This window comes from Cupriavidus sp. 01L415 (assembly GCF_056400065.1).
Genome location: NZ_JBFTSP010000057.1, coordinates 1 through 11173, shown reverse-complemented (window position 1 = coordinate 11173; position 11173 = coordinate 1). Strand labels below are relative to the sequence as shown.

The 11173-nt window shown below is 61.9% G+C and carries 13 protein-coding genes and 1 pseudogene; 8 read left to right on the top strand and 6 right to left on the bottom strand.

What is annotated here, in order from left to right:
* Nucleotides 1-104: 104 nt before the first annotated feature.
* Both AC1DOX_RS30535 and AC1DOX_RS30530 read right to left on the bottom strand, forming a co-directional pair.
* Nucleotides 105-455, bottom strand: coding sequence for a DUF2958 domain-containing protein (locus AC1DOX_RS30535; protein ID WP_477101660.1), 351 nt, complete (start codon nt 453-455; stop codon nt 105-107).
* A 115-nt stretch (nt 456-570) separates the two neighbouring features.
* Nucleotides 571-777 (bottom strand): hypothetical protein, encoded by a 207-nt coding sequence (locus AC1DOX_RS30530; RefSeq protein ID WP_441624563.1) that lies wholly within the window; start codon nt 775-777, stop codon nt 571-573.
* A 16-nt stretch (nt 778-793) separates the two neighbouring features.
* Here AC1DOX_RS30530 and AC1DOX_RS30525 point away from each other — a divergent pair, with 16 nt between their 5' ends.
* Nucleotides 794-1108 carry a helix-turn-helix domain-containing protein gene (locus tag AC1DOX_RS30525; protein ID WP_441624562.1) on the top strand — a complete coding sequence of 105 codons (315 nt, stop codon included), beginning with the start codon at nt 794-796 and terminating at the stop codon, nt 1106-1108.
* Nucleotides 1109-1416: 308 nt separating this feature from the next.
* Here AC1DOX_RS30525 and AC1DOX_RS30520 read toward each other — a convergent pair whose 3' ends face one another.
* A complete protein-coding gene (locus AC1DOX_RS30520) occupies nt 1417-1758 on the bottom strand; it encodes a DUF2958 domain-containing protein (RefSeq protein WP_441624561.1) in 342 nt (113 codons plus the stop codon).
* A 352-nt stretch (nt 1759-2110) separates the two neighbouring features.
* Between AC1DOX_RS30520 and AC1DOX_RS30515 the strand changes: the two genes are divergently transcribed.
* Both AC1DOX_RS30515 and AC1DOX_RS30510 read left to right on the top strand, forming a co-directional pair.
* Nucleotides 2111-2509 carry a transcriptional regulator gene (locus AC1DOX_RS30515; RefSeq protein ID WP_441624560.1) on the top strand — a complete coding sequence of 133 codons (399 nt, stop codon included), beginning with the start codon at nt 2111-2113 and terminating at the stop codon, nt 2507-2509.
* A gap of 108 nt (nt 2510-2617) precedes the next feature.
* Nucleotides 2618-2941, top strand: coding sequence for a helix-turn-helix domain-containing protein (locus AC1DOX_RS30510; protein ID WP_441624559.1), 324 nt, complete (start codon nt 2618-2620; stop codon nt 2939-2941).
* 463 nt (nt 2942-3404) lie between these two features.
* Here the strand turns inward: AC1DOX_RS30510 and AC1DOX_RS30505 are convergent, their stop codons facing one another.
* On the bottom strand, nt 3405-3677 hold the full coding sequence (locus tag AC1DOX_RS30505; protein WP_441624558.1) for a winged helix-turn-helix transcriptional regulator: 273 nt from the start codon (nt 3675-3677) through the stop codon (nt 3405-3407).
* A gap of 158 nt (nt 3678-3835) precedes the next feature.
* Between AC1DOX_RS30505 and AC1DOX_RS30500 the strand changes: the two genes are divergently transcribed.
* On the top strand, nt 3836-4378 hold the full coding sequence (locus tag AC1DOX_RS30500) for a carboxymuconolactone decarboxylase family protein (protein WP_441624557.1): 543 nt from the start codon (nt 3836-3838) through the stop codon (nt 4376-4378).
* 551 nt (nt 4379-4929) lie between these two features.
* Nucleotides 4930-5865 (top strand): LysR family transcriptional regulator, encoded by a 936-nt coding sequence (locus tag AC1DOX_RS30495; protein ID WP_441624556.1) that lies wholly within the window; start codon nt 4930-4932, stop codon nt 5863-5865.
* A 135-nt stretch (nt 5866-6000) separates the two neighbouring features.
* On the opposite strand, the gene AC1DOX_RS30490 is transcribed toward AC1DOX_RS30495, so the two are convergent.
* Nucleotides 6001-7101: an alkene reductase gene (locus tag AC1DOX_RS30490; protein ID WP_441624555.1), complete on the bottom strand. Its 1101-nt coding sequence runs from the start codon at nt 7099-7101 to the stop codon at nt 6001-6003.
* A 217-nt stretch (nt 7102-7318) separates the two neighbouring features.
* On the opposite strand from AC1DOX_RS30490, the gene AC1DOX_RS30485 reads away from it, so the two are divergent.
* Nucleotides 7319-8383, top strand: a complete 1065-nt coding sequence (locus AC1DOX_RS30485; protein WP_441624554.1) for a VWA domain-containing protein — start codon at nt 7319-7321, stop codon at nt 8381-8383.
* 180 nt (nt 8384-8563) lie between these two features.
* Nucleotides 8564-9103: a cysteine hydrolase family protein gene (locus tag AC1DOX_RS30480; protein ID WP_441624553.1), complete on the top strand. Its 540-nt coding sequence runs from the start codon at nt 8564-8566 to the stop codon at nt 9101-9103.
* 31 nt (nt 9104-9134) lie between these two features.
* On the opposite strand, the gene AC1DOX_RS30475 is transcribed toward AC1DOX_RS30480, so the two are convergent.
* Nucleotides 9135-10775 carry a sigma-54 interaction domain-containing protein gene (locus AC1DOX_RS30475; RefSeq protein WP_441624552.1) on the bottom strand — a complete coding sequence of 547 codons (1641 nt, stop codon included), beginning with the start codon at nt 10773-10775 and terminating at the stop codon, nt 9135-9137.
* Between the two features lie 258 nt (nt 10776-11033).
* Here AC1DOX_RS30475 and AC1DOX_RS30470 point away from each other — a divergent pair.
* Nucleotides 11034-11173 (top strand): annotated as a pseudogene (locus tag AC1DOX_RS30470) (GntP family permease); the annotation flags it as partial.

Here is an 11173-nt window from a genome sequence, read left to right as displayed (position 1 = left end):
GTCTTTCCATGCTGGTCGCCTTGTGCGGAATCGACGCCCCTGCTGCAACCAATGAGGCGCAGCAGAGGGCGGCCGGTCCGCTAGCAGAAGGCCGGCGCGTTCGATCAGTCGGGGATCGAACCGTCAAGCTGCGCCAGCTGCGCGTACGCCGATAGCGATCGGTTTGGCCGGAAGTACAGGTCGCGAAGAACCGGCCTTTTGAGCGGTCCAACGATGGATGCCAGGTCGGACAGCCTTACGTGGCCCAGTTCGGGCATGCCGATACCCACGTCGCACAGCCCGTAGGCGGTGTCTCCATCGGCCGGGTCCAGCGCGGCCAGTAGCCAGGTCGCATGCGCATCCGGCGTGAACAGCCGCACCACGGGCAGCGGGTCGCTTCCGTGGCCGGCTGCGTATGCCTGGCCGTTTGCGAGCAACCGCGCGCGTTGTTCTGCGGTGATGAGGGGTTGGATCATGGTTATTACCTCCTGGAAAGTTCCACAGCAAGCCAAAGCAAGAGGGTGCCCAAAGCACGGACCGTCGACACTGCGATCCGGCCGCTGACGGACGGGATTAGCGGATTGCGACGCGTTAGATCTCCCTCCCCCAGCGCACCGCAGTGGCCGCGAAGGGGCTTCGCAGGAAGTTCAGCGCCGCCATTTCGTGCTCGAACATCTGCGTGTATGCCGTCCGGCGCATTCGCATCAGTAAACCGTCGGTTGAGTTGACGTCTTGCGATTGTAGAGTAAACACATCAAGAATTGGTGTGTTTAAAGCGTCGTGAATCAGTCTGCTCATAGGCATCCTTTTGCCTATGAAAGGCAAGGGTCAGCACAAACGGAATCCGGTCGCGACGCTCCTCGGTCACCGGTTAAAGGCTTCTCGGATCAAGGCTGGGAAATCTCAGGAAACCTTGGCATTCGAAGCGCTCGTCGATCGCACGTACATATCAGCGATGGAACGTGGCGTCGCGAATCCCTCGGTCGAGACCTTGGCCAACATCTGTTACTGCATCGGCATTACACTCGCCGAACTGTTCGAACCACTGACAATTTCGCTGAAGCCGACAGGTACACGCCGCTCGAACACGGCGGAACCCGAAGAAATCAAACGTCAGAGACTGCGATAAACCGGCGCTCTCAGGATGTGGATGTCTGCTGTTGCTGCCATTACATCGGGTACAGCCGCCCACGGCCTCAGACATAGCTCGCGGACAGGCCAGGTCGTATGACGCGAGCGTCTGCAGCGATTCGGGCCGAGAATAGTTCACTGTGGGGCAATGGTCTGCTCTCGATTGAGTTTCTTCCCCGCCGCGCCGAGATATGCCGATCCAGACCGCCGTCGTCTTGAATCAGACCGAAATAGTCGCAACGCGGCACGGCGGCCTTTCACTAGCGGCTCCTCAGTCGGTAGTTGCCTCTCGCACCAGGACGACGATCAGTCGGGGATCGAACCGTCAAGCTGCGCGTACGCAGATAGCGATCGCGTTGGCTGGAAGTACAGGTCGCGAAGAATTGGCCTTTTGAGCGGCCCAACGATGGACGCAAGGTCGGACAGCTTCACATGGCCCAGTTCGGGCATGCCGATACCCACGTCGCACAGACCGTAGGCGGTATCGCCATCGGCCGGGTCCAGCGCGGCAAGTAGCCAAGTCGCATGCGCGTCAGGGGTAAAAAGCCGGACTACGGGCAGCGGGTCGCTTCGGTGACCGGCCGCGTACGCGTGGCCGTTTGCGAGCAGTTGCTCGCGCTGTTCTGAGGTGATGAGGTGTTGGATCATGGTCATTGCCTCCTGGAAGGTTCACGCAAGTCGGAGCTAGACGATATTGGGCTCACTCCCAAAGCGCAGGCCACCTCGATCCGGTCAAGCGTGCGCCGGAGTTAAGGGTTCGCGGCGTACCAAAACGTTGAGCACTTTTTCGCCGCAGCGTGAGCCGCGGCGGCCGCTGCAATGACACCCGCAGCTCAATAGCGTAGTCCTATGAAGCGCTCGCACTGGGGTGGTGGGGTCCACCGCACACAGATCTGGATTTCTGAGTCCTTATCTTGAGCCAGCTAATTATAAACTAACAAAGCTATGTTTAGCTCGCGCAGTTGATCGAAAGAACGGCACGCCCAGACAGAATGCCGAAATGCCCACCGATGCCGACAAGCAAGCCTTTTCTAATCGCCTGCGATTGGCGCTACGCCGCGCCGAGCAGGAGATTTCCGGTCCCACCGAACTCGCGTTACAGTTCAATCTTCGCTACAGATCGGGAACGCCTGTCTCGGCACAGACCACGCACAAGTGGTTGTCAGGAAGAGCGATTCCGACCTCAGACAAGATTGCAGTTTTGGCCGAATGGCTTCGGGTGACCGAGCATTGGTTGCACCATGGGCCGCCCCCAGTCACCAAAGGCCAAGAACCGCGAAAGGCCGAGAAGGTAGGCCCCGAACTGCTAGCATTAGCCCACAAGATTCAGACCTTGACGCCTCACAGACGATATCTCATCGAGGAATTGGTAGAGCAGTTGCGCCAAGAAGCCCAATAGGCGGCTAGCACGGGGGCCCGGCCACGCAGCATTTGTCATTGGTGCAGAGAGCCGTGGTTCGCTCTCAATAGAGCGCCGCTCGGTTTTTCGCTAGCCTGCGACAGAATAATGGGGATGCGCCAGGCGAATTCGCTCACCTGCTCCGGCGTGAAGTGTCGATGGATGGCGACGGCAACGAGCGGACACATGGCGAGACCCTCACCGAAACACTCTGGCAACCCCGCACTTGCATCCATTGGCAAGACGGTCCGTGCTATTCGGAAGGTCCAAGGGTTTTCACAAGAAGAATTGGCGCTCGCGACAGATATGGACCGCTCTTACATTGGCGGTATTGAGCGGGGTGAACACAATCTGACAGTGCTCAACTTGGCTAGGATCGCGAGCGTGCTAGGCACGTCTGCCGGTGAGCTTCTCACTCAGTCAGGCGTGTAAGAGATCATCGATGATCACGAACAGGACTGGCCGACTTCTTTCCGCGTCGCGCCGAGATATGTCGATCTGGACCGCCGTCGTCTTGAATCAGACTGACATAGTTACAACGCGGCACAGCGGCCTTTCACTAGCGGCTCCTCAGTCGGTAGTTGCCTCTCGCACCAGGACGATCGTGCAAGGGTAGCCCGACGACAGAGTCCGGCCAGTTTGAGCCGCTCACGGTGTTCTGCTTGGCCGTCCGAGTCGACCGAACTTCGGTCGTTCATTGAGTAGTGTGTGAATGACCGCGAGGGTCGGAAGCGGTCCAGCAATTGGACACAGCGAAAGCCGGTGGCGGGGCGAGGACCGACGAAGTCCAAGCGTGAAAGTCGGCGATCGGCGCCGCTAGCGGCGAGGAGCTTCAACTGCACCGCCCCACCCTGAGCTGCCGACATGAATCAAAGAGGTCTGCGCCGGCTCGCCCTCAACCCAAATTTGGGTGCTTCGCCCATTCCTCGGCCCATGCAGACAGCGGTTCCAGCGCCGCGCCAAGACTCCTGCCTTGATTGGTCAGTCGATAGCCACCGATGGTGTGCTCGACCAGGCAAGCTTCCTTCAGTTCAGCCAGTCTCATGTTGAGCAGACGGGAGTTCGTTTCACACGCCTCTTGCAGAGCCCGAAACGTCATCGGGTCTCCTCGCAGTTCCCACAGTATGCGCAGCGCGGTGCGCCGACCAAGCAGGTCGAGCGCAACCATGATGGGGCGTCCAGTTTGTGAGCCACGGACAGGCTGACCAACTTTAGGTGTCGTCATGCTTTACTTTGTACAGCGAGCGGAATAGGATGGTGGTGCGGGTGCTGTATTTTGTACAGCACCCGAATTGGATAATCATACAGTCCTACACCGGAGATGCCATGTCTGCCCGTATTGCGCCAGCCACAGTTCCGTTTGACGAAGACGTTGCCCAACTCATCGAGCACACGATGAAGGGTCGGCCGCCTTTGCATTTGTTCGCGACCCTTGCTCGAGATCCGCGCTTATGCAAGAAGTTCTTCTTCGGCGGACTTCTGGACAAGGGGAATCTGACGGTTCGCCAGCGAGAGATCGTCATCGATCGGACCACCGCGCTGTGCCGCTCCGAATACGAGTGGGGGGTGCATGTCGTCGTGTTTGCAGAACAGGCGGAACTATCCGCCGAACAAATCCGCTCGACGGCAATCGGGACAGCGGATGATGCCTGTTGGTCGAAACAAGACAGTCTTCTGATCCGTCTGTGTGATGCCTTACATCGCGATAGCGACATTAACGATGCCCTGTGGCACGAATTGCGTGAAAATTTTACGGAAAACGCGATCATCGAGCTGCTGATGCTGGCGGGCTTCTACCACACCGTTAGCTACCTGACCAACTCCCTGAGAATGCCTTTGGAAAGCGTCGGGGCCCGGTTCCCTGAGTAAGGCTGCCATAGCGAGACAGAAACGCCTTCCGTCTCGCTTTGCAGCCAGTTCGGTAAGTGTTCCGTTATCCTGCCCTATCACCGCCTCCCGACGACGCGGCCTCGTGCTCGTCTTGGACCGGCGCGCTGCGACTGACCGTTACTTCCCACGGCTGGCTGAAGTGCAACGGCGGCAGCCGGCCCCTCTCGGTAGTTGCCTCTGGTGCCTACACGCCCGTGTGCCCGCCGACCGAGCTCAGAGACCGGCCAGCTAGAGACGTTTGCCATCCGGCGGGTAACAACCGCTTGAATCCGCAGGCGCAAAGCGGTCACTGGCAATGCGCTGATTGGCAAACTTGCCCCCGAGCTCGTGTGTAATATCAACGCGAAAACGATCTCACCATCTCAAGGTTTCTGAGCGCTGAAAAACCGTGGCGCGGCGTCGTGAACCAGCTTTGCCTCGCGCGATTTGTTTAAACTGCCAGCGGCTACGAAAAGTCTTCGGACGGTGCAGTGGCTGCTCGAACATGCGAAGCTCGAAAGCGCCGTCCGGTATCCCGGCATTGGAGATATATGCCTTCCGATTTTCCTACCAGCCTGCAGTTCGATGGCATCGCAGAGTTCGTGGCGGTTGCGCGATTGGGTACCTTTACTTCTGCAGCCGATGAGCTTGGTCTGACGAAGTCCGCGGTCGCTCGCGCGGTCTCGCGCCTTGAGGCACGACTTGATGCGAAGTTACTGCACCGCACGACGCGTCGTCTTACGCTGACGTCCTATGGCGAATCGTGGCTGGAACATTGCGTGGCGGCGTTGGATGAGCTACAGCGCGGCGAGAACATCTTGAAGCTCGCGCAGAACTGCCCGGCGGGTCAGGTTCGCATCGACCTCCCGACCGCGTTCGGTCGGCTATACGTGATGCCGGTCTTGCTCGAGGTTGCGGCCCAATGTCCCGCCTTGCAGCTCAACGTCAGTTTCACCGACCGCCTGGTCGATCTGATCGATGAGGGCATCGATCTCGCCGTGCGTATTGGCGAACCCGGCGACTCTACGGATCTGGTCGCTCGAAGGCTGGGCGTGCAACACATGGTCATTTGTGGATCGTCGGCGTATGTCGCGGCACGTGGCGCGCCCCAGCATGCGGCCGATCTTGCCGATCACGATTGCATTGCCGGCTGGAATTCCACGCGTCGTCTGGCATGGTTGCTCAAGCAGCCTGACGGCTCGGTCGTTCCGCATACCGTACCGATCAAACACAGGGCGTGCGACTTCGAGATGGTGCTAGCGACGATCAAGTCGGGGCAGGGGCTCGGTCAGCTCCCGCTGTGGATGGTCCAAGATGACATCAGAAGCGGCCATCTTGTCACCGTGCTCGACGGGATGTCGGGCGGCGAGGTGCCCATCAACCTGTTGTGGGCCCGGACGCCAACGTTGCCGGCAAAGATCCGCGTCATTGTCGATGCCCTGCTCGACCGCGCGCTTCAATTCCCGGTAGCCGCACCCGGGCGATAAGGCGCTTGCCTCGCGTGAGCGAACGTTGAGGAAGCACGCTACGCTCCAGCAGTCGGGCAGCGGCAAAGCGCTGTCTGCCCGCCGCGTTCACCCGATTGCGAGAAGAAACTTCAGGGCGGGAGATACGCTGTCGTCCTACTCGTAGACGCTGTAGTCCGTGTAGCCCCTGGCTCCCGCCGTATAGAACGTCTCCTCATCCCATTCGTTGAGCGGCCAGCCGTTGCGCAGGCGCTCGATCAGGTCTGGATTCGCGATGAAGGGCTTCCCGATGCCAATCAGATCTGCCTCTCCCGAATCGATGGCTGCCTGTCCGTTATCCCGGAGATAGCCGCCGGCGAGGATCAACGGTCCCTGAAAGGCGCCGCGAAACGCCCGGAGAAAATGTTCGGGAATGGAGACATCGTCAGCCCATCGGGTTTGGTCGCTGATGTGCACATAGGCGATGCCGCGTTTCGAGAGCTCGGACGCAAGCGTCAGGTACGTCTCGGCCTGGTCATCGAAAGCCGGCATTTCGTTGTAGCGGCCGAAGGGCGACAGGCGGATGCCAGTACGCTCGGCACCGATGGCGTCGATAACCGCATCGACCGTCTCAAGCGTGAAGCGAAGACGATTCGCGATCGAGCCGCCGTACCTGTCGTCGCGGGTGTTAAGCGTTCCATTGATGAACTGATCATGAAGATAACCGTTGGCACCGTGGATCTCGATGCCGTCGAATCCACCTTCGCGAGCATTGCGCGAAGCCTGAGCAAATTCCCCGACGATCTGGGACACCTCCTCGGTGCGCAACGCACGAGGCTTGCCTTGCAACAGAAAGGCGGGTTGGCCACTCTCATCGAACGCCATGGAAATCGCTTTCGTCGCCCCGGTGTCGGTAGAGCTGACTGTCGGCTGCCGATTCGGCTGATGTGAAACGTGACTCGCGCGACCACCATGCCTGATCTGCCCGAAGATCACCCCGCCATGATCGTGAACCTCTCCTGTGACATGGCGCCAGGCCTTGATCTGGGTCGGGGTGTACAGGCCGGGCTCGAACGCCCAGGTACGCGCCCATTCGCTGATGGCGATGCTGCCAGTCACGATGAGACCGGCCCCCGCGCGCTGCGCAAAGTAGCGGGCTGTGTCGAGCAGTGGCGCCCAGTCCGGGTTGCGCGCGCGCGAGCGCTCCATGGGTGCCATGACAACACGGTTCTTGAGGCGGAATGGTCCAAGATCGTACGGATCGAACAAAGAAGACATAGTGCTAGCCCATTTGAAGTCATCCAAAACGGGCTCACTCTAGGCCGGTCGATGCAAATGAAAAACGGCCCGTGCCTCGACTCAGAGTTGCGTCGGAAGCGACAATGCCACGCCGAGGGGAGTCCCTGCCGAACCATTCATAGCTGCCATGGAGGTTCCGTCCCGACGTGGAAAATGCACTACCATCGTCTTACCCCCTGGCGCCAAGGAGCAGGGCATGCAGTTTCTCTGGCCGCAGATGCTCTGGCTGTTGCTCTCGCTTCCCCTGCTGGCAGCCGCTTACCTGTACCTGATTGCGCGGCGCAAAAAAGTCGCCCTGTTGTATACCAGTCTTGCGCTGCCGCGCGCCGTGCTGGGTCGCAGCCAACGACTGCGGCGTCATATCCCGCCGCTACTCTTCTTGTTCGCCCTGGGCGCAGCCCTGCTGGCTTGCGCGCGTCCTACCGCGACCATCACGCTGCCGTCCGATACCATCACACTGGTACTGGCCATGGATACATCACGCAGCATGGCGGCGACCGACGTCGCGCCCACCCGGATCGGCGCCGCCCAGCATGCCGCGCGGGATCTCGTCGTTGGCCTGCCGGCCAGCGTGCGCCTGGGCATTGTCTCTTTTGCCGCCACGGCGACCGTGGTGCTGCCCCCCACCGATAAGCGAATGGACATGCTCGATGCGATCGATCGCTTCCAGCTCCAGCACGGCACGGCGACCGGCAGCGGACTGATCCAGGCGCTGGCGGTGTTGTTCCCCGACGATGGCATCGACCTTGAAACGATTCTCTTCAGTGGTGAGTCGCTCGCACCCGGGTCCGGCGGCAGATCGCTGACAGAGGCCGCCGCGGCGGACGCCGTCCGCAAGCGTGAGCAGCAGGGGGTGGAGGTGCAGCCGGGCTCTTACCGGCACGGTGCGGTGATCCTGCTCAGCGATGGTCGCCGCACCACCGGCCCGGACCCTCTGGACGCCGCGCGCATGGCCGCCCAGCGCGGCGTGCGCGTCTATACCGTGGGCTTCGGCACGCCGCAGGATGCGGGTGCGGCAGTGTCGAGCCTGTCTTACTCCATGCAGCTGGATGAATCCACGTTACGCGAGGTCGCGGCGCTCACTGACGGCGAGTACTTCCAGGCTGGCTCGGCCGCGGACCTGACGCAGGTGTATCGCCAGCTGAGCGCCCGTTTTGTGCTGGAGCGCAAGGAAGTCGAGATCAGTGCCTTTCTGGCGGCGGGCTCGGTCCTGCTGCTGGTCGCGGCGTGCGGGTTGTCGCTGCTGTGGTTCCGCCGGTGAACTGAGGCTGGCGACCGCTTCGGCACCCGCTGGATTGGGTGTCTGCGGATTGAGTCATTTGGCAGTGATCAGATGGGAGGCTGCCTCCACTCGGAAAACGCTGGCCACCGGGCATGTACGCGCTCTGCGACGGTTTCTGTCGGGTAATATTCAGCGTCGATAAACGCTCAGCTTCCCGCCATGACTACCGCCTTGATCATCATCGATGTGCAGCAAGGGCTTTGCGTGGGCGCTCACGCCGGTGTCGGCTGGCAGGCGATGGTCGAGCGCATCAACCTCGTTGCCGGGAAAGCGCGCGCGGCTGGCTTGCCCGTCATTCTTGTGCAGCATGAATCGGGCTCGGACTTCCTCAAGCACGGCTCGGAGTCCTGGCAATTCGCCCAGGGCCTGAAGGTAGACGATTCCGACCTGCGCATTCGCAAGACCACGCCCGATTCGTTCCACGGTACGGACCTCATCGCGACCTTGCAGGCGCGCGGCGTATCGACGCTGGTGATCTGCGGCATGCAGACCGAGTACTGCGTCGACACCACCACGCGCCGCGCGCTGGCGCTCGGCTTTCCCGTCACGCTCATTGCGGACGGCCATACCACCGTAGGCAACGCCGCTCTGTCGGCGGATCAGATTGTCCGTCATCACAACCTGACGCTGGCCGGTATCGCGAGCTTCGGCCCCCGTGTCCACCTGGAACTTGCCTCGGACATTTCATTCGACCTGTAAGTACCTGGATACCGGGGCTGCTCTCGGCTTTTTATGCCGCGGAAGCCGGCTCGGCCGGCGCGTCGGAGTCGGCGGCACCGGGCTTCAGCGCGGCCAGCTTCTTGTAGAACGCCGCCCGGCTGATGCCGATGTGGGCGGCCGCGTCCGCCACGCGTCCGCCGCAGGCGTCGAGCGCTTGCGCGAGGAAGGCGGCTTCGAACTGGGCCATGGCCTCTGCGTAGGATTGCGCGGCCATTGGCGCAACGGTCGGCGTCTCCGATGCGAGCAAGGCGGGTGACGGGGGAGATGAGGGTGATGAGAGCGAAGCGGGTGCGACAGCTGGTGTGATAGCGGGCTGCGTCAGGCTGGGCGCGTCCGGTTCGGTCGGCGCGTCCGCCGGCGCGAGTGCCGCATGCGTGACGGAAGCAACAGCCGCAACAGACGTTGCTGCCGCGCGCCTGCCGAGCAGCGGTGCCAGCGTCGCGGCGTCGATGGTGTCCTCGTCGCAGAGCATCACCACGCGCTCCAGCACATTACGTAATTCGCGCACGTTGCCCGGCCAGTCGTATTCGCCCAGCAGTTGCAGCGCGTCCTCGCACAGGCCGGGCGCGTTGCGTTCCGCCTTGATGCACAACTCCTCGATGATGGCGTAGGCTAGGGGCAGCAGGTCGGATCGCCGCTCGCGCAGGGCGGGCAGTTCGATCGTCAGGACATTGAGCCGGTAATAGAGGTCGGCGCGGAACTTGCCGGCCGCGACCAGGGCCGGCAGGTCGGCCGACGTCGCGGCGATGATGCGCACGTCCGAGCGCACGATGCGGTTGGACCCCAGCGGTTCGAACTCCTTGTCCTGCAGGGCGCGTAGCAGCTTGCTCTGCAGCATCAACGGCATATCGCCGACTTCGTCGAGAAACAGCGTGCCGCCGTCGGCCAGCTCGAACTTGCCGACGCGGCCCTTGCGGTCGACGCCCGTATAGGCCCCCGGCGCGGCGCCAAAGAACTCGACTTCCAGCAAGGTATCGGGGATGGCCGCCACGTTGACCGTGACCAGCGGCTGCTCGGCGCGCGCGGAACCCGCGTGGATGCCGTGCGCCAGCAGTTCCTTGCCCGTGCCGGTTTCACCGAGCAGCAGCACCGGCGACTCTACCAGCGCCGCGCGCCGCCCCTGGCGCTTGACCTCCTGCGCGGCCGGGCTGGCGCCGACGAAGCTCGCAAAGGTGTACTTGGCCCGGCGCGCCTGGTCCAGCGATCGCCGCGCGGCGGCCAGTTCGGACTGCGCGCGCGAATAGTGGGCGAACAGCGGGGTCAGCGCCTTGAGTTCGTCGAACAAGGCAAAGCCCACTGCGCCGATGGTCCGGCCGTCGTCGTCCTTGATCGGCAGGCGCGTGACGATCATCGGATCGCGGTCCGTCTCCAGGATGTCCAGCAGGATCGGCTTGCCCGTGGCCACCACCTCGCGCATCAGGCTGTTGGGGATGACCTGTTCGCAATCCCGGCCGATGGCTTCCTGCGGATTGCTGAAGCCAAAGCGGGCGGCGTAGCGCTTGTTGATCCACACCACGCGGGCATGTTCGTCGACGACGAAGGTGCCCTCGCTGAAGTTCTCGAAGGTGCGGAAGAGTGACTCCATCGCCCGGCGGGCCACGTAGTCGTAGTCAAACAGGAGGGCGCCTCCCGCGTCGGCGATCTTTTGCATGCTGCTGTCGTTCTCGATTCGGAGACGCGGAGTGTCTCATATCGTGGACGCGCGCGTCCGAGGGAAGTCTTCAAATCGAGACAGCAGCCTTCGGCCGCACGCGTTTTGACGCGAAAAAGGCTGCATGAAGCATTTTTAGACGCTGGCACAAAGCGTGCAATCGCAAGCGGCCCCCGCAAAACACAGACGGGGACAACTACGCGCGGCGGCCTGCCTGAGGCCCCTCGACGCGTCCAAGAACAAATCCTCGGAGACCTCATGTCTTTTGTTGTCGTGCTCGCCGCGCTGGCGTTCCTGATGTTTGCCGCCTATCGCGGACTCAGCGTGATCCTGTTCGCGCCGATCGCCGCGCTCGGCGCCGTGCTGCTGACCGATCCCTCGGCCGTCGCCCCGGTGTT